Origin of the sequence: Massilia sp. Root133, from assembly GCF_001426525.1 — a bacterium.
GTDB lineage: Bacteria > Pseudomonadota > Gammaproteobacteria > Burkholderiales > Burkholderiaceae_D > Telluria > Telluria orientalis.
Genome location: NZ_LMEW01000031.1, coordinates 442,464 through 467,161, shown reverse-complemented (window position 1 = coordinate 467,161; position 24,698 = coordinate 442,464). Strand labels below are relative to the sequence as shown.

Below are 24,698 nucleotides of genomic sequence, written 5' to 3'. Positions count from 1 at the left end.
TCCGCTCAGGCGCAGCAGCCCGTCGGGGCGGGATGACGGCAACCGCACGCACCGCCCGCGGCCGCTGCCGGCACGCAGCAGGCGGCCGCTGCCGCCGGGGCCACGCCGCAGCACCCGTCCGCCGGCCCTGGCGCGGCGTCGTCGAAGGCCAGCCGCGTGTTGCAGACGCCCGTTTCCGGCAGGTCGAGCTGGACGTCGTCGGCGGCCGCCAGGTCGCCCGCCAGCGCGGCGACGACGGAACGCACCTGCTCGTACCCGGTCGCCAGCAGGAAGTTCGGCGCGCGGCCGTAACTCTTGGCGCCGACGACGTAATAGCCGGGCTCCGGGTGCGCCAGCTCGCGGTGTCCGTGCGGCCGGACGGTGCCGCAACTGTGTTCGTTGGGGTCGATCAGCGGCGCCAGCGCGTCCGTGCTCTCGAGCCACGGATCGTGGCGTACGCGCAGTTCCCGGCCCAGGCCCAGGTCGGGCCGGGCGCCCGCCGCGCAGACGATCCGGTCGATGCCGTCGATCACCGGCACCGTACCCTCCACCGGCGCACCCGTCACCCGCAGCTGCCCATCGATCTCGTCCAGGGCCTGGATGCGGAAGTCCTGGCGCAATACCAGGCCGCCCGCGTCGCGCAGGGCCTTGAGGCGCAGCCCCAGCTCGCCGCGCGCCGGCAATCCGTCCGCGGCGCCGCCGCCGAACACCCGGTCGAGGCGGCGGCCGCGGGTCGCCCACACGATGCGCGTCGCCGGGTCGTCCTGCGCCAGCCGGGCCAGCGCGAGCAGCGTGCCGGCCGCGGAATGCCCGGCGCCCACGACGAGGATCGTCTTCCCCGCGAACCGCGCGCGGGCGGCCCCCAGCACGTCGGGCATGCCGTAATCGATGCGTGCGGCCAGCGCCGCTTCGCCGAGCGCGGGAATGCCGTCCGCCCCCAACGGGTTCGGGTGCGACCACGTGCCGGTCGCATCGATCACCGCATCGGCCAGGTACGCGCGCGGCCCGGCGGCCGTGTCGGCGCGGATGACGAACGGCGCACGCTCGCGGCCCTGCGTTTTCACCTTGTCGAAGCCGGCGCGCGTGAGCGCGCTGACGCGGTGGCCGAACAACAGGTGCGGCGCGATCTCGGGCGTGGCGGCCAGCGGCGCCAGATAGTCGTCGAGCAGTTCGCCGGCGGTCGGCAGGGCGTCGGGCGCCGGCGCCGTCCACCCGCGGCGCTCCAGCAGCTGGCGCGCGGCCTTGTCCACGTCGTACTGCCATGGCGAGAACAGGCGCACGTGCCGATAGGTCGCGAGGTTCGCGCCCGGCGCCGCGCCCGCCTCGAACACCAGGGGCGCCAGGCCGCGCGCGACCAGGTGCGCCGCGGCCGCGAGGCCCACCGGACCGGCGCCCAGCACCGCGACCGTAAATTGTCGTTCGTTCGTGTCCATCGTCGTTCTCTCCTTTATTCGTTATTCGACGAATAAAGAATAGATTCCCATATTCGACCGTGTCAAGTCATTTCGACTATAATCGAATTATCGAATTGAAAAGCGGAGCGACCATGGACAACAAGGAAGCGGTGGCGGCCCTCGCCGCCCTCGCGCAGGAATCGCGGCTGGCGACCTTCCGGCTCCTGGTGCAGGCCGGGCCGGACGGACTTGCCGCCAGCAGGATCGCGGAAGCGCTGGGCGTCCCGCCCTCGTCGCTGTCGTTCCACCTGAAGGAGCTGACCCACGCCGGCCTCGTCGTCCCGCGCCAGGAGGGCCGCTTCGTCATCTATGCCGCCCGCTTCGATGCGATGAACGCCCTTGTCGGCTTCCTCACCGAAAACTGCTGCGGCGGCACGCCCTGCTCGCGCGACACCTCCTGCTGCTGACTCTTATCTCCATGAACATACTCTTTCTCTGCACCGGCAACTCCTGCCGCTCGCTGATCAGCGAAGCCGTCTTCAACCACCTGGCCCCCGCCGGCTGGAATGCCCTCAGCGCCGGCAGCCACCCGACCGGCCGGCTGAACGCCCGCGCGCTCGCCCTGCTGGCCGCCAAGGGCATCCCGACCGACGGCTACTACAGCAAATCGTGGGACGGCCTGCCCGTCACGCCGGACGTCGTCGTCACCGTGTGCGACAGCGCCGCCGGCGAAACCTGCCCGGCCTACCTCGGCCCGGTACTGCGCACGCACTGGGGCGTGGAGGATCCGAGCCACGTGACCGGCACGGAGGCCGCGATCGATGCCGCGTTCGAGCGGGCGTACGCGATCCTGCGCGCCCGCATCGAGGCATTCCTGGCGCTGCCGCCCGAGCGCCTAGCCGGCGACCGCGCGGCCTTCAAGGCTGCGCTCGACCATATCGGCAAGCTGGACGGATCGATGCCGTGATGCTGCCGGCGCTGCTCATCTTCCTCGCCACGCTGGCCCTCGTCATCTGGCAGCCGCGCGGACTCGGCATCGGCTGGAGCGCCGCCGCCGGCGCCGGCGTCGCGCTGCTCGCGGGCGTGATCCGCGTGGACGACATCCCGGTCGTCTGGCACATCGTCTGGAACGCCACCGGCGCCTTCGTGGCCATCATCGTCATCAGCCTGCTGCTCGACCGCGCCGGGTTCTTCGAATGGGCCGCGCTGCACGTGGCGCGCTGGGGCGGCGGCCACGGCCGGCGCCTGTTCGTGCTGCTGGTGCTGCTCGGCGCGGCCGTCGCGGCGCTGTTCGCGAACGATGGCGCGGCGCTGATCCTCACGCCGATCGTGATCGCGATGCTGGCCGCGCTGCGCTTCCCGCCGCGCGCCACGCTCGCGTGCGTGATGGCGGCCGGCTTCATCGCCGACACGTCGAGCCTGCCGCTGGTCGTGTCGAACCTCGTCAACATCGTGTCGGCGGATTATTTCGGCATCGGCTTCGCGCGCTACGCGGCCGTCATGGTGCCGGTCGATATCGTCGCGGTGCTGGCGACGCTCGCCGCGCTCGTCGCGTACTTCGGCCGCGACCTGCCCGCCCGCTACGACCTCGCCCAGCTCAAGCGCCCGACGGATGCCATCCGCGACCGCGCGACCTTCATCGCCGGCTGGTACGTGCTGGCGCTGCTGCTGGCCGGTTTCTTCTGGCTGGAACGCGCGGGCGTGCCGATCAGCGCCGTGGCCGCGACGGGTGCGCTCGTGCTGCTGGCCGTCGCCGCGCGCGGCCACGTCATTTCCGTGCGCGCCGTGCTGCGCGGCGCCCCATGGCAGGTCGTCGTGTTCTCGCTCGGGATGTACCTGGTGGTCTACGGCTTGCGCAACGCCGGCCTCACGGACGGCCTGACGGCGCTGCTGGCGCGCAGCGCGGCGCACAGCACCTGGGGCGCCGCGCTCGGCACCGGCTTCGCGACCGCCCTGCTGTCGTCGGTGATGAACAACATGCCCACCGTGCTGGTCGGCGCGCTGGCGATCGACGCCGTTCCCGCCACCGGCGCCGTGCGCGAGGCGATGATCTATGCCAACGTGATCGGCTGCGACCTCGGTCCGAAGATCACGCCCATCGGCAGCCTGGCCACGCTGTTGTGGCTGCACGTGCTGGCGGACAAGGGCATCCGTATTTCCTGGGGCCAGTACTTCCGCACCGGCGTCGTGCTGACCCTGCCGATCCTGCTCGTGACGCTGGCCGCGCTGGCGCTGCGGCTTTCCTGACACCACCATGGACAAACTCCCCAACATCGACTTCGAACGCCTCGACCTGCCGACGCCCGCCAAGCTGGAACCCGTCGGGGACCTCGATCATCCGCCGCGCATCCTGATGCTGTACGGCTCGCTGCGCGAGCGCTCGTTCAGCCGCTTCCTCACGTACGAGGCGGCGCGCATCCTCGAACACTTCGGCGCGGAGGTGAAAATCTTCGACCCGATGGAATTGCCGATGGTCGGCAGCGTGCCGGAGACGCATCCGAAGGTCGTGGAACTGCGCGAACTGTGCCTGTGGTCCGAGGGCCAGGTGTGGTGCAGTCCCGAACGCCACGGCGCCGTCACGGCCGTCATGAAGAACCAGATCGACTGGATTCCGCTCGAACAGGGCGCGGTACGGCCCAGCCAGGGACGCACGCTCGCCGTGATGCAGGTCTGCGGCGGTTCGCAATCGTTCAACGTGGTCAACACGCTGCGCCTGCTGGGACGCTGGATGCGCATGTTCACGATCCCGAACCAATCGTCGGTGCCGATGGCGTACAAGGAATTCGACGACGCCGGCCGCATGCGCCCGTCCGCCTACTACGACCGCGTCGTCGACGTGATGGAAGAACTCGTCAAATTCACGCTGCTGCTGCGCGGCCGCACGGATTACCTGACCGACCGCTACAGCGAACGCAGCGAACGGGCGCGCAAGGCCATCGACCGGCAGATCGGCAAGCTGTAGAGCCCGCAACGTTCCCCAGCGAACAGTCAACCGCCGGCCCCGTCATTACGATGGATGCATCCGCCGCATTCCAGCGAGGCCGCTATGTTCGATATGGATCTTCCCTGGTGGGAATTTGTTGCGCGGGGCGCGCTGGTCTACGTCGCCCTGCTCGCCATGGTGCGATTGTCCGGACGGCGCACGATCAGCCAGCTGACGCCGTTCGACCTGCTCGTCGTGATGCTGTTGTCGGAAGCCGTGTCGAACGGCTTGTCGGGCGGCGACGATTCCGTCAGCGGCGGCCTGATCATCGCGGCCACGCTGATCGTGCTGAACGCGGGCTTCGGGATGCTCGCGGCCAACAGCCATCGCATGGAATCCCTGCTGGACGGCGACTCGCTGCTCATCGGCCGCGACGGCGTGTTCTTCGACAAGGTCTTGCGCCGCAACCGCGTGGGCGAGTCGGACGTCCGGCAGGCCCTGCGCCAGGCCGATTGCGCGCAGCACGAGATGCAGTGCGCCTTCCTCGAGGCCGACGGCAGCATCACGATCATGAAGCGGCCGCTGGCGACGGATCCGGTGCGCACCTGAAGGCGCTCAGAACGCGTAGCCGGCGCCGAGCAGGAACACGTCGGAATCGCGCGCGTAATTCGTGATGACGCGGCTCCAGGTGAGCTGGCCGCGCCAGTGGTCGTCGATGCGGTAGCGCATGCCGATCGACGCGAGCGGCGCCACGTGGTTCTCGCGCGCCGCGTGGGGATCGGTGCGGTCGAGCTGGTCGAGCATGGCGTAGGCGCCGAACCCCATCTCCAGCACGGTGCGCTCGGTGAACGGGCGCAGCAGCCACACCTGGGCCGAGACGCCCTTGCGCTCGGCCGCGTCCACCTTCCCTTCATTCATCAGGATGACGCTGCCCTCGACGTTCGGCGTGAACGTGCGCCGATACTCCAGGCCCGTCGACGTCGACGTCTCCGACTTGAAACTGTTCACGATCGAGCGCCCCGCGAGCAGCATGACGAGGTTGTCGCCGCGGTCGGCATTTTCCAGCCGGATCGAGCGCGGCACGCTGCCCAGTTCGTAGCCCATGCCGACCATCAGCATCGAGCTGTCGTGCGACGTGATGCCGTGCGTGTGCGACAGGCGCGCCTCGACGTAGGCGCGCGAATGCAGGTGGTAGATCGCGTTCACGCTCATCAGCTGGCCCCAGCCGTGTTCGTTGCGGTAGTCGCCCTCGGAGCCATTGCCTGTCGTCGTGTCGAAGTAATAGTAGGGACCGAAGCCGGCGCCGAACGACCAGCCCCGTTGCGGGACCGCCGTATGTGCCCACAGCTGGGCGCCGAGACCGTCGCGGTGGTGGAGCTTCGGATGGCCCTCGTTCAGGTAATCGGCGCTCACCGAGAAGTAGTTGTGGAGGTGCTGCGTATAGCCGACGTTGACTGCGAACGAGGTATTGCCGGCATCCGTGTCGGCGCGCATCGCACCGGCCAGCAGGGACGCATCCTGCGCCTGGACGACAGAGGAAATAGTGAAAAGCGTAAAGATACTGTAAAGATAGCGCATGAATGGAGTCAATTAGGATCAGTTGGCGATTATGCCAAGCTTTCCGAATCAAAGTCGCCCATAGGCACTATCTCAGCCGTATGGTGTGAGGCCGCCCATGTCTTCGGTGCTAAGTTTTTAGTCAGCACCCCAGGACGGGGTGCGCGCAGGACTTTTGTTCAAAGGAGGTACTCATGAAACGTGTTCTGTCAGTCCTTGCACTGGCGGCGGCGTCGACCGCCATCGCCGTGCCCGCCGCTGCCGCCCCGGCCGACCCGAGCTACCGGGCCGTCGCCAGCGGGGCGCTGGAAAGCCCGCCCAACCCGTCGCCCGGCACCAGCCTCGTGACGATCGACCTGGGCGGGAAGGAAATGTTCGTCGACATGCCGTTCCGCGACCTGGACGGCACCACCACCGACGCCCACATCCATTGCTGCACGAGCTCGGCCTTCACGGGCACGGCGCCGGTGGCGATACCGTTCCAGGACTTCCCGCTAGGCGTCCGCGCGGGCACCTACACCAACGCCGTCGCGCTGGATGACGCGATGTCCTACGATCCCGCCTTCGTGAGCACGCACGGCGGCACGGCGTCGAGTGCCGAAACGGCCCTCATCGACGCCATCAATGCCAACGAGGCCTACGTCAACATCCACACGAGTCTCTATCCGAACGGGGAAATCCGCGGCTGGCTGGTGGCCGCACCGCCCGTGCCGGAGACGGCCGAGTGGTCGATGCTGGCCGTGGGTCTCGCCGGGTTGATGTGGATGAGCCGGAGGCGGCCGATGGTGTGAGATCGATGGTTGATGCGGGGAGGCATCAACTTACATGCAACGCAGCCCACGCGGGCACCGCGACCCGCCAGAATGCTTCCAGCGACCTTGGCTCGCCCACTTCCAGCCCGAGAAAACCCGCCGATTGCCGCAACGCGGCCACTGCAGCTTCCTCGTCCCCCGGCCGCACGGCCAGCGCCCCCGTCTGCTTCGACAGTTTTTCGCCATTCGCATTGCGCACCACCGGCACGTGCAGGTAGCGCGGCGTCGGCACGTTCAACAGCCGCTGCAGGAAGATCTGGCGCGGCGTGGAATCGAGCAGGTCGGCGCCGCGCACGACGTCCGTCACGCCCTGCTCCGCATCGTCCACGACGACGGCCAGCTGGTACGCCCAGTAGCCGTCCGCGCGCTTCAATACGAAGTCGCCCGACTCGCTGGCCAGCCGCTGCGTGACGGCGCCGGCCACGCGGTCCTGGAATGTGATGACGTCCGCGCCCGCCTCCGGCACGCGCAGGCGCAGGCTGCGCGGGCTGCGGCCCGGCGCGAGGCCATGGCGGCATGTGCCCGGGTAGATGGCGGCGCCGTCGGGCGCGAAGCCCAGGCGCGAATCGGCGATCTCGCGGCGGTTGCAGCCGCACGGGTAGACGTGGCCGGCGAGGCGGTCGTACGCCGCCTCGTACAAATGCTTGCGGCGGCTCTGCCACACGACCTCGCGGTCGGACTCCATGCCCAGCCGGTGCAGCAGGTCGAGGATCTCCCCGGCGGCGCCAGGCGCGCTGCGGCCCTCGTCGATGTCTTCGATGCGGACCAGCCAGGTGCCGTGGTGGGCGCGCGCATCCAGATAACTGGCCAGCGCGGCGACCAGCGACCCCGCGTGCAGCGGGCCCGTGGGCGATGGAGCGAAGCGGCCGACGTAGCCGCCGTTGGATCGGGTGTTCATCGGCGCAACCTTAACATACGCCCCTGCCTTGATCCAGATCGGGCAATATTGAGAATCGTATTGAGAATGATTCGCGTTTACGTTATGCTGCGTTCCCGTCGTTATTGAGAAGGCAAGCCGATGAACGCGATACCGAAACTGCTCGACCCCGTCGATCACTCCCTGGACGCCGTTGCCGCCGAGCTGGCATCGTCCGACGCCCGCCGGCGCAGCCTGCAGCGCACATTGCAGGCCCTGCTCCGCGAACGCCTCCTGAACGGGGACCAGTTGATCACGGAGGGCGCGGTATCGTGGCTGCCGCTGTGGGCGCAACAAGGCATGCTGCGCTTCGAAGGCCTGAGCCTCGGCCGCATCGGCGATTGCCGGCTGGCCGGCGGCGTGTCGTACTACGCGACCGGGGAACGGCCGCAGCCGGTCGCGCACGCGGCGGCGCTGCTGGCCTGCGTGGCGCCCTCCCTGCCGGGCGACGGCGCGGACCTGCAAAGGCTCATCCACGAACTCGACAACAGCCTCGCCAACGACGTGCTGTGCCTCAGCTACCGGCGCGGCTGGGCGCGGGCGCTGCGCGCCGGGCTGGGCGCGGCCGACATCCATTTCATCGCCGCGCTGCGCAAGTCCGGCCATGCGAATCCCGCCCTGCTGCTGGAGCAATGGGGCACGCTGGGCCACCCGTGGCATCCCACGTTCAAGACGAAGCTGGGATTGTCCGCGGACGAGGTCACGGCCCTGTCGCCGGAATTCCAGCCGACGCTGGCCGTGCCGCTGGCCGCGATCCGCGCGGACAAGGCGCACGTGACCTTCTCGACCGGCGACGGCGATTACCTCGCGTGGTTCGGCCGGCACTTCCCGCAGCCGCTGCTGCGCTGGAAGGTCGCCCTGGCGGCGCTGGGCAGGTCGCCGTCCGACTGGCTCCCGCTGCCCCTGCATCCCTTCCAGGCCGGCCGGGTGATCCCGGAAAAATTCGCGGCCGAGATCGCGCGCGGCGACCTGCTGCTGCCGGACGACGTGGCGCTCGACGCGACCCCGACCATGTCGTTCCGCACCGTCGTCCCGGCCGGCTCGCCGACCCTGCCGCACCTGAAGCTGCCGGTGTCGCTGCGCCTGACCAGCGTGCAGCGGACCGTGTCGCCGAAGTCCGCCGTGATGGGACCGCGCATCACGCGCCTGCTCGCGACGATCCTCGACGCCGAAGCGGGTTTCGGCGGCACGCTCGACATCGTGCGCGAGGATGTGGGCCTCCACTACCTCGACCCGGACGGTAACGACGACCGCGCGCGCCACCTGGCGATCCTGTACCGCACCAATCCGATGGCGAAGGCGGACGGCGCGCGCTTCCCGGTCCCCGTCGGCGCACTGTTCGCGGAATCGCCGTTCAGCGGCCGGCCGCTCGTCACGGAGGCCGTCGCGCTCGCGTACGGCGACCACGCCGCGGGCGCCGTCGCGTACTTCGAGCGCCACGCGCGGACCGTGCTGACGGCGCTGCTGTCCGCCTACCTCGTGTACGGCATCGCGTTCGAGGCGCACCAGCAGAACAGCTTCATCATGCTCGACGCGGACCACGCGCCCGTGCAGCTGCTCGCGCGCGACTTCGGCGATCTGCGCATCCACGGTCCCACCCTGCGCGGCGCGGGCCGCGCGATCGACGCCTACCGCGCCGGCGCCACCGTGTACGAAGATGACGAACCCGTGCGCGACAAGCTGCTGCACGCCGTGCTGCTGTGCCATTTGTCCGAACTGGCGCTGCTGCTGGCGCGCGCGTACGGCCATCCCGAGCAGCCGTTCTGGGACGTCCTGAGGCGCGAGATCGACGCCGTCTTCACGGCCTTGCGCGGCCGCGTCGACGCGGCCCGCTGGCACGCCGAACGCGCGGCGCTGCTGGAGCACGACTGGCCGGCGAAAGCGTTCCTGCGCATGCGCCTGTCCGACACGCAGGACGACGTGCACGGCACCATGCCCAATCCGCTCGCATGACCACCACGCGCTGGCTGTTCGCGCTGCAGCTCGTGGCAATGGGCGCCATGGAGATGAGCGGCCCGTTCTGGCCCCTGCACCTGCGCCGCGTGGGCGACCTGACGCCGCATGCGCTGGCGTGGGTCAGCGCCATCGCCTATGCGGGCCCGCTGGCCATGGCGATGTGCACGACGCCGTGGTGGGGCCGCCTGGGCGACAAGGTCGGCCACAAGCCGATGCTGCTGCGCGCGCTGCTCGCGCTGGCGGCCACGCAATGGTGGATCGCGGCGACGGACAACGTCGCCGTCATCCTGTCCGTGCGCCTGCTGCAGGGCGCCCTGGCCGGCTACATCGCGGCCGCCCAGGCCTACGGCGCGCGGCTCGTGACGCGTGAGGCGCGCGGCGCGCTGATGGCGCAGCTGCAGGCCGCGACGGCCATCGGCTCCGTAACAGGCCCGGTGCTCGGTGGCTGGCTGTTCGATGCCCAGGGTTTCGCCAGCGTGAACGTGTGGGCGGGCGCCGCGTGCCTGCTGTGCGCGGCGCTGGCCTTCCTCGTCCTGCCGGCCGTCGCGCCGCCGGCCACGCGCTCCCCCGGCGTGCGTGAGCGGAAGGCGGCGCTCCCGGCCGGGCTGTATGGCCTGCTGCTCGGCATCGTGCTGGTGCAAGCCGGGAAGATGATGCCGCAGACGTTCTTCGGCCTGTATGCCGACGAAGTCCTGCACGTATCGAACCGCGTGACGGGCCTGTGCTATGCGGGCACTGCCCTGGGCCTGTGCGTGGCCGCGCCGTACTGGGCCCGGCGCTTCGCGCACCTGGCGCATGCACGCGTGCTCGCGCAGGTCGAATGGATTCTCTGGGCGTGCGCCGCCATCGTCGCGGTGCAGGCCCTGGTCACGAACATCGCCCTGTTCGTGCTGACGCGCGTGCTGTGGGGCGTGTGCCTCGCGGCGCTGCTGCCCGTCTTTTATGGCCTGCTCTCGCGCGCAGCGGCGGACGACGAACAGGGCCGCGTGCTCGGCGCCGGCAACGGCGCCGCCAAGGCCGGCGCGCTCGTCGGCGCCGGCGCGGGCGGCCTCGCGCTCGCGTGGGTGCCGCTGGCCGCCATGTTCTGGACCGTCGCCTTGCTGTACGCCGTCGCCGCCGTCGGCATGCGCGCGATCCGGACCCGCTCGTCCGATTTCCAACACCTTCAAACAACAACAGGAACATCATGAAACAAGTACTGCGCCCCCTCCCCTGCCTCGTCGCCCTTGCCTGCAGCGTGTGGACACCGGTCCGCGCCGAAGAACCCGCGATGCCGGAAGTCGTCATTCGCGACCGGAAGATCGACGCCGGCTCGTACGAAGTCACGGAGACCAACACGGCCACCAAGATCAACGTGCCGCTGCGCGACATTCCGCAGACCGTCAACGTGGTGCCGGCCGTCGTGCTGCACGACCAGAACGCGCTGTCGCTGCAGGACGCGCTGCAGAACGTGCCGGGCCTGTCGTTCTCGGTCGGCGACGGCCAGCGCGACCAGGTGACGATCCGCGGCTTTTCGGCGATCAGCGACCAGTTCGTGGACGGCGTGCGCGACGACGCGCTGTACTTCCGCGACCTCTCCAACATCGAACGCGTCGAGGTGCTCAAGGGGCCGGCGTCCGTGCTGTACGGCCGCGGCTCGGCCGGTGGCCTCGTCAACCGCGTGACGAAGAAGCCGCTCGCGGATCCGCTGCTGGAGGCGGGCGTCACGCTCGGCTCGCACGGCCAGCGCCGCGGCGAGTTCGACGCCGGCGCGGCCAACGACGACAAGGACGCGCTGTTCCGCGTGACGGGCGCCGTCGAGGACTCGACCGGTTTCCGCGACCGCTACTTCCTGCGCCGCCAGGCGCTCGCGCCGTCGGCCACGTTCAAGTTGTCGCCCGCCACGACGCTGACCCTGCAAGCGGACTACCTGCACGACAAGCGCCTGGCCGACCAGGGCGTGCCCAGCTACCACGGCCGTCCCGTCGACGTGCCGGTCGAGACCTATTTCGGCGCCGCCAACGCCACCGCGCGCGCATTCGTGCAGAGCGACGTGAAAAGCGCCACCGCGACGCTCGACCACGCGTTCACGCCGGACCTGAAACTGCACACCGTGCTGCGCGCGTACGACTACGCGCTCGACCGCAACTACACGTCGATCGGCACCATCAAGGATGGCGCCAACCCGACCGTCGCCATCGGCCAGAGCCACCGTCTGCGCGACGAGGACGGCCGCTACCTGCAGAACGAGCTGTCCCAGACCGTCGACTGGGGCACGACGAACCACAAGCTGCTGTACGGCGTGGAACTCGGCCGCCAGAACAAGAGCGAGGTGCTCCGCTCGCGCAACAACGTGGCGACGTACGACCTGTTCCATCCGGTCCTCGTCGACCTGCCGGTGCTGCCGGACAGCGTCGCGACCAGCGCGGACAACCGGAACCGCGTCGACATCGCGGGCCTGTACCTGCAAGACCTCGTGGCGCTGACGCCGGAATGGAAAGTCCTGGCCGGCGTGCGCTACGACCACCTGAAGCAGGACCGCGACGACCGCACGGCGAAGAACATCGACCTGCAGCGCACGGACGACACGTGGTCGCCGCGGCTGGGCGCCGTGTACCAGCCCACGAGCCGCGTGGCCGTCTACGCATCGTGGAACCGCTCCTTCCAGCCCATCGCGGATTCGTTCACGTTCCGCGCCAACAGCGACACCCTGAAGCCCACGCAGACGGTCAACAAGGAAGCGGGCGTGAAGCTCGACCTGACGGCCCGTTCGAGCCTGACGGCCGCGCTGTTCGACATGACTCAATCGAACATCCAGGTCGCCGATCCAGGCAACACGAACTTCTCGCTGCCCATCGGCCGCCAGCGCACGCGCGGCCTGGAACTGAGCTTCATGGGCGAGATCGCGCCGGGCTGGGATGCGATCGCCGGCTATGCGAACATGCGCGGCACCATCGAGGACTCGACGGAACTGACGTCGGCCGGCAAGCCGTTCGAGGGCAACACGGCCGCGCTCACGCCGCGCCACACGTTCAACGCATGGATCAAGCACCGCCTCGACGGCCACTTCTGGGTCGCCGCCGGCGGCCGCGCGGAATCGGGCCGCTATGCGTCGCCGGACGACCTGACGACCTTGCCGGGCTACGGCGTGCTGCAGCTCGGCGCGGGCTACGACAGCGGCAAGGTCGACGTCACGGTCACGGTGCGGAACCTGCTCAACCGCACGTACTTCGTGTCCGCGCACAGCGGCGCCAACGACTACAACCTGCCGGGCGAGCCGCGCACGGTGCTGGTCAGCGCGCGTTACCGCTTTTAAGAGGCGTTTTTATGTCAAACTAGCGCCATGTGCGTCAACTACCGCCCCCCGCTGCCCGAACAACTCGACATGGTGCTCGGCACCCTCGTCGACCTGTACCGCGACTGGGACTGGCCCAGCGAAACGTGGAAGGATTACACGGCCCCGATCGTGCGCGCGGGGCCGGACGGCGAACGCGTGCTGCAGCTCGCGAGCTACGGCATGGTCCCGCGCCGTCACATCCCGGCCGGTGTCAAACCGTTCGACACGATGAACGCGCGCGCCGAATCGCTGGGCGAAAAGCGCTCGTTCGCCCCGGCCTGGCGCCGCACCCAGTTGTGCGCCGTGCCGATGACCTGTTTTTATGAGCCCAACTACGAAAGCGGCCGCGCCGAACGCTTCGGCATCGGCATGCGGGACGACGGCATGTTCTTCGTGGCGGGCCTGTGGCGCGAATGGTCCGAGGCCGACGGGACGATCGCGGCGTCGTTCACGCAGATCACGATCAACGCGGACGACCACCCGCTGATGCGGCGCTTCCACAAGCCCGACGACGAAAAGCGCGCGCTCGTCGTGCTGCCGCCGGACGACGTCGACGCGTGGCTGCACTGCCGCGATCCGGAGCTGGCGCGCAGCTTCCTGCGCCCCTATCCGGCCGAAGAGATGAAGGCTTGGGCTGCCCCGAAGTCGCCCGTGAAAAAGACGCCGCCGCCGTCGGCGCCGCAGAACCTCGAACTATTTTGATTCGGCCGCCTTGACGACCTCGATCACCTTCTTCGCCGCCTCGTTCGGCACCGCCAGCGACAGCTGGTAATGCACGATCTCGAATCCGGCCGGCGTCCTGCGGATGACGCCACTGGCCATGCAATGGCCCATGTTTTCCGTGTCGAGCAATTCGTCGAACCAGATCATCGATCCATCCGCCGTCGCGTAGACATTGCGCTGCGTGGGATGAAAGACCCATGCGGCCTGCTTGCCCTCGAAGTATTTGCGGCCCCACTCGCGGAAAGCGTCGCGCTGCCATAGTTCGGTGCGGTCCGTGCCGATGTAGACGCCGTCCGGCGCCATCTTGTCGAAGTAGCGCATGCGCGCGTGCGCGGCATCGTCGTGCCAGCCGTCGACGAACGCATCGACCTGCTGCGCGAGGGCCGGGTCGATGCCGGCGGCGTGCGCGAGGCCGGCCACGAACAGGCAGCAGGCGAGGATGAGCGATTTCATGGTCTTGATCTCCTCATGTGGCCAGATCGAACGAACTTCGGCCGAGCATAGCGAAATGTTGCAACTGCGTCCACCGGGACGGATCACGCGGCGCTCGCGCATGCGCACGGAATCGTGGATAATTCCCGCCATGAACGATACTACCCAACTCCCACCCCTGCCCGACCGCCTGTCCATCGACCCGAAGAGCCCGCACCACAACGCGGAAGTCTTCAAGCACCCGGTCGGCATCCGTTTCAACGGCAAGGAACGCACGGACGTCGAGGAATACTGCCTGAGCGAAGGCTGGATCAGGGTCGCCGCCGGCAAGACCCTGGACCGCAAGGGCCGCCCGATGCTGATCAAGCTGAAAGGTACGGTCGAGGCGTATTACGCCGTCTGATCATTCATCGATAACGTGGACATGCGAAGGCCGCCGGAGCGATCCGGCGGCCTTTTTTCGTGGCTGTGTTCGCGCAGTCAGGAACCGTGATCCAGCGCTGCATGATGGACGATTGATTACGTTAATATTGCGCAGTTAACAATTTCCTATGACGTCACTTCATGGAAGCATTACTGCGACGCATCGTACGCACCCTGGCGGGCTGGCCCGTCGTGGGCCGCCTCGTCCGCATACTGGTGGCGTTGATCCGCTTGCCGGAACACAATGATCGGCAGCATCGTTTCGCGACCGAACAACTGCCGGCACTGCTGCACACGATGTCCGACCTGAACGCCCGCACGCTGGCCGTCCTGCAGGATCCCGAGAACCTCGCCCAGTCGCTTCCGGTGACGCTGCGCGGGCTGACGCGGGAACTGGCCGAGTTGCGGACGCGGCTGGAACGCCTGGAGCGGCAGCTCGGGCAATGACGTCCTTTTCCATCGTCATCAATACGCTGAACCGCGCGTCCCTGCTGCGGCGCGTGCTGGCGAGCCTGGCGCACCTTCGTTACGCGGGACAGTTCGAAGTCATCGTCGTCCAGGGGCCATGCACCGACGACACCGCGCACCTGCTTGCTGAGTGGGGATCGCGGATCCGCACGGGAACCTGCCCCGTCGCCAACCTGTCGATGTCGCGCAACATCGGTATCCGCATGGCGCGCGGCGACGTGGTGGCGTTCATCGACGATGACGCGATTCCCGAGCCGGAATGGCTGACCCACCTGGCGGCGGCCTATGCCGATCCGCAGGTCGGCGGCGCCGGCGGCATCGTATGCGACCGCAGCGGCTACACGTTCCAGTACCGGTATGCGACCGCGACAAGGCTGGCCGAGACCGACTGGCGCGCACCTGGCGCAAGCCCGTCGCTGTGCTTCCCGGGTTCGTTCCGCTTTCCCTATCTGCAGGGCACCAACGCATCGTTCCGCCGCACCGCGCTGCTCGAGGTGGGCGGGTTCGACGAGGAGATCGAATACTACCTGGACGAGACCGACCTCTGCTGTCGCCTGATCGATGCGGGCTTCCTGATCAGGCAGCTGCCGGATGCGTATGTGCACCACGAGGCCGCGCCGAACGCGGTACGCGACGCGGCGCAGCTCACCGTGGCGTCGTATCCGATCCTGAAGAATTCGCTGTATTTTTCGCTCAAGCACGGCCTGCCGTATGTCCCGCTCGCGCACATCGAGCGCCTGCATGCGGAGCGGGTCGCCGCCCGGCGCGCCGACGTCGTCCACCTCGTCGCCGCCGGCCGCCTGCCGCCGGCGGCGCTCGACGACTTCGATGCCGCGGCGGTCCGCGCCGGCGAAACAGGCCTGCGCCGCGGCCTGGAAAGCCCCCGCCCGGGCAGCGCGCCGACGACATGGTCGCCACTGCCGGGCGACTTCCTGCCGTTCGCGACGCGCGCGCATCGGGACACGCGCACGGTGGTGCTGATGTCGCGGGACTATCCGCCCGGGCATCGCGGCGGCATCGCCGTCTTCTACCGCGACCTGGCCGAAGCGCTGGCGCAGGCGGGGCACCAGGTGCACGTCATCACGGAAGGCGCCAACGAGGTGAGCCTGGAGAACGGGGTCTGGATGCATCGCATGGCCGTGCAGCGCCGCACGCGCACGCCGGCCGCAGTCGCGCGCGCGATTCCGCAACCCGTCTGGGACTGGTGCGCGACGGCGCTGGCGGAGACGCGCCGCATCGCCGGCCTGCGTCCCGTCGACGTGGTCGAGGCGCCCATCTGGGACACGGAGGGTGCCGCGCTGTTGCTCGATGGCGGCTGGCCACTGGTCACGAGCCTGCAGACCACCCTGCATTTCTGGCTGCAGGAACATCCCGACCTGCGCAATGACGCGCGCTGGATGGCGGATTTCGGTACGCCGATGCTGGCGCTGGAACAAGAGCTGATGCGCGGCTCGCATGCGGTGCGTGCGATCAGTGAGGCCATCCGCCGCGACATCGAACAGGCGTACGGATTCCGGTTCGATCCCGCCGCCGTGATGACGGTCCCGCTCGGGATGCCGGATGCGCCCGCCGCGCCGCCGCCCGCACCCCGGGGCGGACGCATCGACGTGCTGTTCGTCGGCAGGCTCGAAGCGCGCAAGGGCATCGACGTGCTGCTCGCCGCGATACCGCGGGTGCTGGCCGCGCATCCGTCCATCCGCTTCCGCATCCTGGGCGACAACACGATTCCCCGGCCCGGAGAGCGCACCAGCTACCTGGACGCCTGGCGCGCGCAAGGCCATCCGCGGCGCTGGGCGGACCGGGTCGTGTTCGAAGGCCGCGTCGACGACGCGACGCTGCGGGCCGCCTACCGCGATTGCGACGTGTTCGTGGCGCCGAGCCGCTTCGAGTCCTTCGGCCTGGTATTCCTCGAAGCCATGCGGGAAGGCAAACCGGTGATCGGCTGCCGCGCCGGCGGCATGCCGGAAGTCGTCGACGACGGCCTCAACGGCATCCTCGTGCCGCCCGGCGACAGCGCGGCGCTGGCCGACGCGATCCTGGAACTCGCGGCTTCCGCGCCGCGGCGCGCGGCGCTGGGCGCGGCCGGCCGCGCGCGGTTCGTCCAGCATTTCACCGCGGCGCGCATGGCGCAGTCCAGCATGCCGCTGTACGACCTGGCCCGCGGACGCTTCGCGCCGCAAGCGGCATGAAGGTGTCATTGATCCACGGCGTCTGCGTCCGCCACGACGCGATTTCGAACGCCATCGCCGACCAGTACCACTGGCTGCGCGCCGCGGGGCACGACGTGCGCCTGTATGCCCACGTCTGCGACCAGCCCGGGGTGGCGTGTCATGCGGTGGGCGCGCTGTCCGACGTGGCGTTCGACGCGCATTTCCAGCAAAGCGACCTGGTCCTTTTCCATTTCGGCATCTACTACGCGCTGTTCGACCTGCTGCCCGTCGTGCCACGCGGCGCGCGGCGCGTGGTCGCTTTCCACAACATCACGCCGAAACACCTGGTGGCTCCGGCGCAGCACGAGACGATCGACCGCTCGTTCCGGCAGATGGCCAACATCGCGTTCGCCGACCACGTGTTGTGCGACAGCCGGATCAACCTCGGCGTGCTGCGCGCCGCGCGCATCGGGACGGCCGCCACCGTGCTGCCGCTCGCTGTCGCCAGTCCGCCGGCGCCGGTGCCGGACAAGCCCAGCGCGCGCGACGGCATCGTCCGTCTCGCCTTCGTCGGACGGCTGGTCGGGTCGAAAGGCCCGCAGGACCTGCTGGCGGCGCTCCACCAGGTACTCGCGCAAACCGGACCCGACGTCCGCCTGGCGCTGGACGTCGTCGCCAACATCGCGTTTTCGGATCCTGCACTGCTCGACATGATGCGCGCGGCGGCCGCCGACCTGCCCCGCGTTGCCGGCGGCCGCATCGTCGTGCGCCTGCACGGCGACGCACCGGAAGACGCCAAGGAGCGGATCCTGCGCGATGCCGACGTGTTCGTCCTGCCGACCCGTCACGAAGGCTTTTGCGTCCCGATCGTGGAAGCGTTGGCCGCGGGCTGCAAGGTCATCGCCTGCGACAATTCGAACACGCCGGCCGTGACCGGCGGCCATGCCAGCCTGGTGCCGACCGGCGATGTCGATGCCCTTGCCCGTGCACTTGCCGCGGATATCGCGCAAGTCCGCGCCCCCGCATGGCGGTCGGCGGGCGCAGGAGGCTATGGCGAGCACGCCCTGGACGCGTGGCGATTCGTCCAGCAGTTCAGCCCCGCGCTGATCCGACAGCGCTTCATCGATGCGGTCGGGTCCCTGGTCAACCTCGACTGAATGGCGCCAGCAGGCAGTCCAGCGCCTGCCGGTACGCCTCCCGCAACGCGTCCACGCGCCCCGCGTCGGCGCGGGCGGCGATGAGCGCAAGCCCGCTGCCATGCGCGTGGTCGACGAGGATGTCGCGCCACAGCAGGTGCGCCGGCGTGACGGCCGCGAGCAGCGCGGTCAGGCGGTCCGTGATCTCGCGGCTCGCCCCCGCGAAGGCCGCCGGCTCGGCAAAGATCGCGAGCGTCAGCTGCGGGTGCGCGACGACGGCGTCGTGATAGCGCGTCAGCAGCATCCGGACCCCGTCGATGGGACCGGCGGCCGCGTCGGCATCCTGCAGCACATCGCCATACAACCGGTCCGACAATGCCCGCAGCAGGCCGGCGCGGTCGGTCACGTGGTGGTACAGGCTCATCGGCGTCACGCCCAGCCGGGCCGCCAGCGCGCGCATCGTCAGGCCGGCGTCGCCATCCTCGTCGAGCAGGGCCAGCGCGGCATCCAGGATGGCGTCGCGCGTGACGCCCTGCCCGCGCGCGGGCCGGCCGCGCGGGCGCGTCATGGCTGCACGCGGTACGTGGATTGCACGAGGCCCGAGGGGAAGCTGCGGCTGGCGACGAGGGCCAGGTCGCGGTCGGCCGGGAGTGCCCCGAACAGCGAGCGACCGGAGCCGATCAGCACCGGCACCGTCGTGATGACCATGTCCTCGACCAGCCCCGCGCGCAGGAATGCCTGCACGACCTGGCCGCCATCCACGTAGACCCGGCGTGCGCCCTCCTGCTCCAGGACGCGCATGGCCTCGGGCGGTGCCAGGTCCGCGAAACGCACCTTCCCGCGCAGCCGGTCGGGCACCGGCGTGCCGGCCAGTCGGCGCGACAGCACGAGCACCGGCCGGTCGTACGGCCAGAGGTCGAACGTCGCCACCTTCTCGTAGCTGCCGCGGCCCATCACGATCGCATCCTTGTCGGCGATGAAGGCGTCGTAGCCGTGGTCTTCGTTCGGGTCGTCGCGGGCGAGCAGCCAGCCGATGTCGCCGTCGGGGCGCGCGATGTAGCCGTCCAGGCTGGTGGCGATGAATACGTGTCCGCTCATGGAGTCTCCTTATTTATACACTGTATATTTTATACGAAGACGCAAAAAAAGCGAGCCCGCAGGCTCGCTTTCTTGACGACGACGAAGCGGATCAGCGCTTGTCGATGGTCGGCACGTCGCGAACGGTCGAACCGACGAACAGCTGGCGCGGACGGCCGATCTTCTGTTCCGGGTCGGCGATCATCTCGTTCCACTGGGCGATCCAGCCGATGGTACGGGCCATCGCGAAGATACCGGTGAACAGCGAGACCGGGATGCCCAGGGCCGACTGCACGATGCCCGAGTAGAAGTCGACGTTCGGGTACAGCTTGCGCGACACGAAGTAGTCGTCGTTCAGGGCGATCTTTTCCAGTTCCATCGCCAGCTTGAACAGCGGGTCGTCCTGCAGGCCCAGTTCGTTCAGCACTTCGTGGCAGGTTTCGCGCATCAGCTTGGCGCGCGGGTCGAAGTTCTTGTACACGCGGTGACCGAAGCCCATCAGCTTCACGCCCGAGTTCTTGTCCTTGACCTTCTCGATGAAGGCCGGGATGTTCTCGACCGAGCCGATTTCCTTCAGCATGTTCAGTGCGGCTTCGTTCGCGCCGCCGTGTGCCGGGCCCCACAGGCAGGCGATACCGGCTGCGATACAGGCGAACGGGTTGGCGCCCGACGAACCGGCCAGACGGACGGTCGAGGTCGAAGCGTTCTGCTCGTGGTCGGCGTGCAGGATCAGGATGCGGTCCAGGGCGCGGACGAGGACGTCGTTGACCTTGTACTCTTCGCACGGGTTGCCGAACATCATGCGCATGAAGTTCGCGCTGTACGACAGGTCGTTGCGCGGGTACACGAACGGCTGGCCGATCGAGTATTTGTAGGCCATGGCGACCAGGGTCGGCAGCTTGGCGATCAGGCGGATGGCCGAGATCTCGCGCTGCTTGGCATCGTTGATGTCCAGCGAGTCGTGGTAGAACGACGCCAGGGCGCCGACGGTACCCACCAGCACCGACATCGGGTGCGCGTCGCGGCGGAAGCCGCGGAAGAAGAATTGCATCTGCTCGTGGACCATCGTGTGCTTGGTCACGGTGGCGACGAATTTTTCCTTTTCTGCGGCGTTCGGCAGTTCGCCGTTCAGCAGCAGGTAGCAGGTCTCCAGGAAGTCGCAGTTGACGGCCAGCTGCTCGATCGGGTAGCCGCGGTACAGCAGCTCGCCCTTGTCGCCATCGATGTACGTGATGGCCGACTGGCAGGCGGCGGTCGACATGAAGCCAGGGTCATAGGTGAACTTGCCGGTCTGGCCGTACAGCTTGCGGATGTCGATGACGTCCGGGCCGATCGTGCCTTTGTAGATCGGCATGTCTACCGATGGGCTGCCGTCCGAAAACGACAGGGTGGCTTTGGTATCAGAGATGTTCATGGCACTTCCTTCTTTGGGAGGTGAGTCTACAAGACAAAATAAAACGAAATCTTCCGGTTTCGCTCAGGCTTGCCGCAGCCGCGCCACCAGGGCGCGGACGTGCGGGAGGTCGACCTCGCCTTCGGGCTCGGCGCGCCCCAGCAGCAGGTCCATCAGCGGGTTATCCGCCAGGTCCAGCAGACGGGTCAGCGCATCGACTTCCTCGTCCGTCATGGTTTCTTCATGCGCATCCAGGAAGCGCGTGAGGATCAGGTCGTTCTCGAGCAGGCCGCGGCGGGCGCGCCAGCGCAGGCGGGCACGGTTGGCGGGGTCGGATTGATGCGTATTCACACTAGAGTCCGTTGTTGGGTCAACACTATACTCCGGCTGCCGGAGGCCGGCAGTACGGTAGTTTTACTGTTTCGGTTCGATGAGCCGGGTTTAGATCGCGCGGCGTACCAGCAATTCCTTGATCTTGCCGATGGCCTTGTTCGGGTTCAAACCCTTCGGGCACACGTCCGTGCAATTCATGATCGAGTGGCAGCGGAACAGGCGGTANGGTTTAGATCGCGCGGCGTACCAGCAATTCCTTGATCTTGCCGATGGCCTTGTTCGGGTTCAAACCCTTCGGGCACACGTCCGTGCAATTCATGATCGAGTGGCAGCGGAACAGGCGGTAMGGGTCTTCCAGGTTGTCCAGGCGCTCGTTGGTCGCCTCGTCGCGCGAGTCGGCGATGAAGCGGTAGGCCTGCAGCAGGCCGGCCGGACCGACGAACTTGTCGGGATTCCACCAGAACGACGGGCASGACGTCGAGCAGCACGCGCACAGGATGCAYTCGTACACGCCGTCGAGTTCTTCGCGTTCTTCCGGCGACTGCAGACGCTCCTTCTCCGGCGGGATCGAGTCGTTGATCAGGTACGGCTTGATCGAGTGGTACTGCTTGAAGAAGTTGGTCATGTCCACGATCAGGTCGCGGATGACCGGCAGGCCCGGCAGCGGACGCAGCACGATCGGCTGCGTCAGCTCGTTCAGGTTGGTCGTGCAGGCCAGGCCGTTCTTGCCGTTGATGTTCATCGCGTCCGAACCGCACACGCCTTCGCGGCACGAGCGGCGCAGGGCGAGCGAGTCGTCGACGTCGGACTTGATGCGCTGCAGCGCATCCAGCAGCATCTTGTCGGTGTCTTTCAGCTCGACGGTGACGTCTTGCATATAGGGCTTCGAATCCTTGTCCGGATCGTAGCGGTAGATTTTCAGGTGGACTGTGCGTGCCATTATCGGTACCTAATTAGAACGTGCGGGGCTTCGGTTTGAACGTGTCGACGGTGAGCGGCTTGGTCACGACCGGTTTGTAGTCGAGACGGTTGCCTTCCGAGTAGAACAGGGTGTGCTTCATCCAGTTCTCGTCGTCGCGCTGCTCGTAGTCGCTGTGGGCGTGGGCGCCGCGCGATTCCTTGCGCGCCGCGGCCGACACGACGGTCGCCTTGGCCACTTCGATCAGGTTGTCCAGCTCGATCGCTTCGATGCGCGCCGTGTTGAACACCTTCGACTTGTCCTTGAACGAGACRTGCTTGCGGCGCTCGTCCAGGGCCATGATTTCCTTGACGCCTTCGTCCATCAGCGCCTGCGTGCGGAACACGCCGCAGTGCTTCTGCATCGTCGCGCGGATCGCRTTGGCCACGTCCTGCACCTTCTCGCCGCCGGWGGCGTTTTCCAGGCGGTTCAGGCGGCCCAGCGCGTAGTCGGCGAAATCCTTCGGCAGCGCGCGGTTGCCCTGCTCCTTCAGGTTCTGCGCGACGATGTGGTTGCCGGCCGCGCGGCCGAACACCACCAGGTCCAGCAGCGAGTTCGTGCCCAGGCGGTTCGCGCCGTGCACCGACACGCACGCGCATTCGCCGATCGCGTACAGGCCATTCACGACCTTTTGCGATCCGCTGGCGTCGGGCGTGACGACCTGGCCGTGGATATTGGTCGGGATGCCGCCCATCTGGTAGTGGATGGTCGGGACGACCGGGATCGGTTCCTTCGTCGCGTCGACGTTGGCGAACTTGTGGCCGATCTCGAGAATCGACGGCAGGCGCTTGCGGATCGTGTCCGCGCCGATGTGGCGCAGGTCCAGCAGCACGTGGTCCTTGTTCGGGCCCACGCCGCGGCCTTCCTTGATTTCCTGGTCCATCGAACGCGACACGAAGTCGCGCGGCGCCAGGTCTTTCAGGGTCGGCGCGTAGCGCTCCATGAAGCGTTCGCCGTTGCTGTTGATGAGGATACCGCCCTCGCCGCGCACGCCTTCCGTGATCAGGACGCCCGCGCCGGCCACGCCGGTCGGGTGGAACTGCCAGAACTCCATGTCCTGCAGCGGGATGCCGGCACGYGCCGCCATGCCCAGGCCGTCGCCGGTGTTGATGAAGGCGTTGGTCGACGCGGCGAAGATACGGCCCGCGCCGCCCGTGGCGAACACGGTCGTTTTCGCCTGCAGCATCATGACGTCGCCCGTTTCCATTTCCAGCGCGACGACGCCGAGGACGTCGCCGTCGGCATTGCGGACCAGGTCCAGCGCCTGCCATTCGACGAAGAAATGCGTGCGCGARCGGACGTTACGTTGATACAGCGTGTGCAGCAGCGCGTGGCCGGTACGGTCGGCGGCGGCGCAGGCGCGCTGCACCGGCTTCTCGCCGAAGTTCGCGGTGTGGCCGCCGAACGGACGTTGATAGATCGTGCCGTCCGGGTTGCGGTCGAACGGCATGCCGAAGTGTTCGAGCTCGTACACGACCTTCGGGGCTTCGCGGCACATGAATTCGATGGCGTCCTGGTCGCCCAGGTAGTCGCCGCCCTTGACGGTGTCGAACATGTGCCAGAACCAGTCGTCTTCGCTCATGTTGCCGAGSGAKGCGCCGATGCCGCCYTGSGCYGCCACGGTGTGCGAACGGGTCGGGAACACTTTCGACAGCACGGCCACGTTCAGGCCCGCTTCGGACAGTTGCAGCGCCGCGCGCAGGCCGGAACCGCCGGCGCCGACGATGACGACGTCGAAATGGCGGACGGGGATGTTGGTGTTGATTGCTGCCACGATTACACGCTCCAGAGAATTTGCACAGTCCAGGCGGCGCAGGCGAGCAGCCAGAGCACCGTGGCGATCTGCAAGGTCAGGCGGATGCCGACCGGTTTGACGTAGTCCATCCAGATGTCACGGATGCCCACCCACACGTGGTAGAACAGGCCGAAGAACGTGACCATCGTGAARAGCTTGAACCACTGGCGGGCGAACAGGCCGGCCCAGCCTTCGTACGTAAAATTCTGGCCGGTCAGGAACGAGACCAGCAGGATGACGGTGAAGACGACCATCACGATGGCGGTGACGCGCTGGGCGAGCCAGTCGCGCATGCCGTAGTGSGCGCCGACGACGAGGCGGCGCTGTCCGATATTCTTGGGGGTAGCCATGATTAAAWCACTCCGAACAGTTTGAGGGCGACCAGCAGGGTCAGGACCAGGCTGACGACCAGCACGTAGCGCGCGGTGCGCTGCGCCGCGTCCTTGTCCAGGGCCATGTGRTTGTCCATGAACAGGTGGCGGATACCGGCGCAGAAGTGGTGCAGGTAGCCCCAGGACAGGCCCAGGATGACGATCTTGGTGAACGGATGGCTGACGATCCCGGCGAAGTGCGCGAACGAGATCTCGGAACGGAGGCTCTGCTCGAACAGGTAGAGCAGGAACGGCAGGAAGAGGAACAGCACGAAGCCGCTGATACGGTGCAGGATCGACACGATGGCCGACGGCGGCTGCTTGTAGTTCATCGTGATGTCCGTAATGNACGGCAGGAAGAGGAACAGCACGAAGCCGCTGATACGGTGCAGGATCGACACGATGGCCGACGGCGGCTGCTTGTAGTTCATCGTGATGTCCGTAATGTTCACGTTACGGATCGGCTGCCTTCGCTCCTGCACTTTTTTTATCGCTTCTGACATTCCAGCACTCTTCCAAGTTGATTTATGGGCCCGCCGGAACGCGTCCATGCGGCTCTCGCCGCAAAAAAACTTGTCCGTGGGAT

Annotated in this window: 26 protein-coding genes; 14 read left to right on the top strand and 12 right to left on the bottom strand. The window is 67.8% G+C overall.

Annotated features, from left to right (window positions below):
* Positions 1-5: 5 nt before the first annotated feature.
* Positions 6-1,412 (bottom strand): FAD-dependent oxidoreductase, encoded by a 1,407-nt coding sequence (locus ASD28_RS20095; RefSeq protein ID WP_056132128.1) that lies wholly within the window; start codon positions 1,410-1,412, stop codon positions 6-8.
* 113 nt (positions 1,413-1,525) lie between these two features.
* Between ASD28_RS20095 and ASD28_RS20090 the strand changes: the two genes are divergently transcribed.
* The 5 genes from ASD28_RS20090 (at position 1,526) to ASD28_RS20070 (ending at position 4,905) form a co-directional block, all read left to right on the top strand.
* A complete protein-coding gene (locus ASD28_RS20090) occupies positions 1,526-1,840 on the top strand; it encodes a helix-turn-helix transcriptional regulator (protein WP_056132125.1) in 315 nt (104 codons plus the stop codon).
* A gap of 11 nt (positions 1,841-1,851) precedes the next feature.
* Entirely contained in the window at positions 1,852-2,340 is a 489-nt protein-coding gene (locus ASD28_RS20085; RefSeq protein WP_056132124.1) for an arsenate reductase ArsC, read from the top strand.
* On the top strand, positions 2,340-3,620 hold the full coding sequence (locus ASD28_RS20080; protein ID WP_056132121.1) for an arsenic transporter: 1,281 nt from the start codon (positions 2,340-2,342) through the stop codon (positions 3,618-3,620). The genes ASD28_RS20085 and ASD28_RS20080 overlap by 1 nt, the downstream gene beginning before the upstream one ends.
* 7 nt (positions 3,621-3,627) lie before the next feature.
* Positions 3,628-4,335, top strand: a complete 708-nt coding sequence (arsH, locus tag ASD28_RS20075; protein ID WP_056132118.1) for an arsenical resistance protein ArsH — start codon at positions 3,628-3,630, stop codon at positions 4,333-4,335.
* Between the two features lie 84 nt (positions 4,336-4,419).
* A complete protein-coding gene (locus tag ASD28_RS20070; RefSeq protein ID WP_056132116.1) occupies positions 4,420-4,905 on the top strand; it encodes a DUF421 domain-containing protein in 486 nt (161 codons plus the stop codon).
* Positions 4,906-4,911: 6 nt separating this feature from the next.
* Here the strand turns inward: ASD28_RS20070 and ASD28_RS20065 are convergent, their stop codons facing one another.
* The gene (locus ASD28_RS20065) at positions 4,912-5,874 is read right to left on the bottom strand and encodes a hypothetical protein (protein ID WP_056132114.1); all 963 of its coding nucleotides are present in this window, start codon (positions 5,872-5,874) and stop codon (positions 4,912-4,914) included.
* Positions 5,875-6,047: 173 nt separating this feature from the next.
* Here ASD28_RS20065 and ASD28_RS20060 point away from each other — a divergent pair, with 173 nt between their 5' ends.
* Positions 6,048-6,644: a CHRD domain-containing protein gene (locus ASD28_RS20060; protein ID WP_056132111.1), complete on the top strand. Its 597-nt coding sequence runs from the start codon at positions 6,048-6,050 to the stop codon at positions 6,642-6,644.
* 25 nt (positions 6,645-6,669) lie between these two features.
* On the opposite strand, the gene gluQRS is transcribed toward ASD28_RS20060, so the two are convergent.
* Complete coding sequence (gluQRS, locus tag ASD28_RS20055) at positions 6,670-7,563, bottom strand: tRNA glutamyl-Q(34) synthetase GluQRS (RefSeq protein WP_056132108.1); 894 nt, start codon at positions 7,561-7,563, stop codon at positions 6,670-6,672.
* Positions 7,564-7,683: 120 nt separating this feature from the next.
* Between gluQRS and ASD28_RS20050 the strand changes: the two genes are divergently transcribed.
* The 4 genes from ASD28_RS20050 to ASD28_RS20035 are packed head-to-tail and all read left to right on the top strand — an operon-like array spanning position 7,684 to position 13,555.
* On the top strand, positions 7,684-9,534 hold the full coding sequence (locus ASD28_RS20050; RefSeq protein WP_056132105.1) for an IucA/IucC family siderophore biosynthesis protein: 1,851 nt from the start codon (positions 7,684-7,686) through the stop codon (positions 9,532-9,534).
* Positions 9,531-10,727, top strand: a complete 1,197-nt coding sequence (locus ASD28_RS20045; RefSeq protein WP_056132100.1) for an MFS transporter — start codon at positions 9,531-9,533, stop codon at positions 10,725-10,727. Before ASD28_RS20050 ends, ASD28_RS20045 begins: the two co-directional genes overlap by 4 nt.
* Positions 10,724-12,832, top strand: coding sequence for a TonB-dependent siderophore receptor (locus ASD28_RS20040; protein WP_056132097.1), 2,109 nt, complete (start codon positions 10,724-10,726; stop codon positions 12,830-12,832). The genes ASD28_RS20045 and ASD28_RS20040 overlap by 4 nt, the downstream gene beginning before the upstream one ends.
* Before the next feature lie 27 nt (positions 12,833-12,859).
* On the top strand, positions 12,860-13,555 hold the full coding sequence (locus ASD28_RS20035; protein ID WP_056132094.1) for an SOS response-associated peptidase: 696 nt from the start codon (positions 12,860-12,862) through the stop codon (positions 13,553-13,555).
* Here the strand turns inward: ASD28_RS20035 and ASD28_RS20030 are convergent.
* Positions 13,547-14,029, bottom strand: coding sequence for a nuclear transport factor 2 family protein (locus tag ASD28_RS20030; RefSeq protein ID WP_056132092.1), 483 nt, complete (start codon positions 14,027-14,029; stop codon positions 13,547-13,549). The two genes, ASD28_RS20035 and ASD28_RS20030, sit on opposite strands and share 9 nt — an antisense overlap.
* A 130-nt stretch (positions 14,030-14,159) precedes the next feature.
* On the opposite strand from ASD28_RS20030, the gene ASD28_RS20025 reads away from it, so the two are divergent.
* The 4 genes from ASD28_RS20025 to ASD28_RS20010 all read left to right on the top strand — a co-directional run bounded on the left by ASD28_RS20025 (position 14,160) and on the right by ASD28_RS20010 (position 18,206).
* Positions 14,160-14,411: a DUF3297 family protein gene (locus ASD28_RS20025; RefSeq protein ID WP_056132087.1), complete on the top strand. Its 252-nt coding sequence runs from the start codon at positions 14,160-14,162 to the stop codon at positions 14,409-14,411.
* Between the two features lie 161 nt (positions 14,412-14,572).
* Positions 14,573-14,878, top strand: a complete 306-nt coding sequence (locus tag ASD28_RS20020) for a hypothetical protein (protein ID WP_056132084.1) — start codon at positions 14,573-14,575, stop codon at positions 14,876-14,878.
* On the top strand, positions 14,875-17,088 hold the full coding sequence (locus tag ASD28_RS20015) for a glycosyltransferase (RefSeq protein ID WP_056132083.1): 2,214 nt from the start codon (positions 14,875-14,877) through the stop codon (positions 17,086-17,088). The genes ASD28_RS20020 and ASD28_RS20015 overlap by 4 nt, the downstream gene beginning before the upstream one ends.
* Entirely contained in the window at positions 17,085-18,206 is a 1,122-nt protein-coding gene (locus tag ASD28_RS20010) for a glycosyltransferase family 4 protein (protein WP_082577653.1), read from the top strand. Before ASD28_RS20015 ends, ASD28_RS20010 begins: the two co-directional genes overlap by 4 nt.
* Here the strand turns inward: ASD28_RS20010 and ASD28_RS20005 are convergent.
* The 8 genes from ASD28_RS20005 to sdhC all read right to left on the bottom strand — a co-directional run bounded on the left by ASD28_RS20005 (position 18,193) and on the right by sdhC (position 24,444).
* On the bottom strand, positions 18,193-18,753 hold the full coding sequence (locus ASD28_RS20005) for a TetR/AcrR family transcriptional regulator (RefSeq protein ID WP_056132077.1): 561 nt from the start codon (positions 18,751-18,753) through the stop codon (positions 18,193-18,195). The genes ASD28_RS20010 and ASD28_RS20005 overlap by 14 nt on opposite strands.
* Positions 18,750-19,283 carry a dihydrofolate reductase family protein gene (locus tag ASD28_RS20000; protein WP_056132074.1) on the bottom strand — a complete coding sequence of 178 codons (534 nt, stop codon included), beginning with the start codon at positions 19,281-19,283 and terminating at the stop codon, positions 18,750-18,752. The genes ASD28_RS20005 and ASD28_RS20000 overlap by 4 nt, the downstream gene beginning before the upstream one ends.
* Positions 19,284-19,374: 91 nt before the next feature.
* Positions 19,375-20,676, bottom strand: coding sequence for a citrate synthase (gltA, locus tag ASD28_RS19995; RefSeq protein ID WP_056132071.1), 1,302 nt, complete (start codon positions 20,674-20,676; stop codon positions 19,375-19,377).
* Between the two features lie 63 nt (positions 20,677-20,739).
* The gene (locus ASD28_RS19990) at positions 20,740-21,006 is read right to left on the bottom strand and encodes a succinate dehydrogenase assembly factor 2 (protein ID WP_036240314.1); all 267 of its coding nucleotides are present in this window, start codon (positions 21,004-21,006) and stop codon (positions 20,740-20,742) included.
* A gap of 211 nt (positions 21,007-21,217) precedes the next feature.
* Entirely contained in the window at positions 21,218-21,928 is a 711-nt protein-coding gene (locus ASD28_RS19985) for a succinate dehydrogenase iron-sulfur subunit (RefSeq protein ID WP_056132068.1), read from the bottom strand.
* A gap of 13 nt (positions 21,929-21,941) precedes the next feature.
* On the bottom strand, positions 21,942-23,720 hold the full coding sequence (gene sdhA, locus ASD28_RS19980; RefSeq protein ID WP_056132067.1) for a succinate dehydrogenase flavoprotein subunit: 1,779 nt from the start codon (positions 23,718-23,720) through the stop codon (positions 21,942-21,944).
* A 2-nt stretch (positions 23,721-23,722) separates the two neighbouring features.
* Positions 23,723-24,091, bottom strand: coding sequence for a succinate dehydrogenase, hydrophobic membrane anchor protein (gene sdhD, locus ASD28_RS19975; RefSeq protein WP_056132064.1), 369 nt, complete (start codon positions 24,089-24,091; stop codon positions 23,723-23,725).
* Positions 24,092-24,093: 2 nt separating this feature from the next.
* Positions 24,094-24,444 carry a succinate dehydrogenase, cytochrome b556 subunit gene (gene sdhC / locus ASD28_RS19970; protein WP_056132540.1) on the bottom strand — a complete coding sequence of 117 codons (351 nt, stop codon included), beginning with the start codon at positions 24,442-24,444 and terminating at the stop codon, positions 24,094-24,096.
* Positions 24,445-24,698 lie beyond the last annotated feature (254 nt).

Excerpts from the sequence above, each read along its gene's own strand:
- ASD28_RS20095 (WP_056132128.1), bottom strand. The coding sequence starts at position 1,412 with ATGGACACGAACGAACGACAATTTACGGTCGCGGTGCTGGGCGCCGGT.
- ASD28_RS20090 (WP_056132125.1), top strand. The coding sequence starts at position 1,526 with ATGGACAACAAGGAAGCGGTGGCGGCCCTCGCCGCCCTCGCGCAGGAA.
- ASD28_RS20085 (WP_056132124.1), top strand. The coding sequence starts at position 1,852 with ATGAACATACTCTTTCTCTGCACCGGCAACTCCTGCCGCTCGCTGATC.
- ASD28_RS20080 (WP_056132121.1), top strand. The coding sequence starts at position 2,340 with ATGCTGCCGGCGCTGCTCATCTTCCTCGCCACGCTGGCCCTCGTCATC.
- arsH (WP_056132118.1), top strand. The coding sequence starts at position 3,628 with ATGGACAAACTCCCCAACATCGACTTCGAACGCCTCGACCTGCCGACG.
- ASD28_RS20070 (WP_056132116.1), top strand. The coding sequence starts at position 4,420 with ATGTTCGATATGGATCTTCCCTGGTGGGAATTTGTTGCGCGGGGCGCG.
- ASD28_RS20065 (WP_056132114.1), bottom strand. The coding sequence starts at position 5,874 with ATGCGCTATCTTTACAGTATCTTTACGCTTTTCACTATTTCCTCTGTC.
- ASD28_RS20060 (WP_056132111.1), top strand. The coding sequence starts at position 6,048 with ATGAAACGTGTTCTGTCAGTCCTTGCACTGGCGGCGGCGTCGACCGCC.
- gluQRS (WP_056132108.1), bottom strand. The coding sequence starts at position 7,563 with ATGAACACCCGATCCAACGGCGGCTACGTCGGCCGCTTCGCTCCATCG.
- ASD28_RS20050 (WP_056132105.1), top strand. The coding sequence starts at position 7,684 with ATGAACGCGATACCGAAACTGCTCGACCCCGTCGATCACTCCCTGGAC.
- ASD28_RS20045 (WP_056132100.1), top strand. The coding sequence starts at position 9,531 with ATGACCACCACGCGCTGGCTGTTCGCGCTGCAGCTCGTGGCAATGGGC.
- ASD28_RS20040 (WP_056132097.1), top strand. The coding sequence starts at position 10,724 with ATGAAACAAGTACTGCGCCCCCTCCCCTGCCTCGTCGCCCTTGCCTGC.
- ASD28_RS20035 (WP_056132094.1), top strand. The coding sequence starts at position 12,860 with ATGTGCGTCAACTACCGCCCCCCGCTGCCCGAACAACTCGACATGGTG.
- ASD28_RS20030 (WP_056132092.1), bottom strand. The coding sequence starts at position 14,029 with ATGAAATCGCTCATCCTCGCCTGCTGCCTGTTCGTGGCCGGCCTCGCG.
- ASD28_RS20025 (WP_056132087.1), top strand. The coding sequence starts at position 14,160 with ATGAACGATACTACCCAACTCCCACCCCTGCCCGACCGCCTGTCCATC.
- ASD28_RS20020 (WP_056132084.1), top strand. The coding sequence starts at position 14,573 with ATGGAAGCATTACTGCGACGCATCGTACGCACCCTGGCGGGCTGGCCC.
- ASD28_RS20015 (WP_056132083.1), top strand. The coding sequence starts at position 14,875 with ATGACGTCCTTTTCCATCGTCATCAATACGCTGAACCGCGCGTCCCTG.
- ASD28_RS20010 (WP_082577653.1), top strand. The coding sequence starts at position 17,085 with ATGAAGGTGTCATTGATCCACGGCGTCTGCGTCCGCCACGACGCGATT.
- ASD28_RS20005 (WP_056132077.1), bottom strand. The coding sequence starts at position 18,753 with ATGACGCGCCCGCGCGGCCGGCCCGCGCGCGGGCAGGGCGTCACGCGC.
- ASD28_RS20000 (WP_056132074.1), bottom strand. The coding sequence starts at position 19,283 with ATGAGCGGACACGTATTCATCGCCACCAGCCTGGACGGCTACATCGCG.
- gltA (WP_056132071.1), bottom strand. The coding sequence starts at position 20,676 with ATGAACATCTCTGATACCAAAGCCACCCTGTCGTTTTCGGACGGCAGC.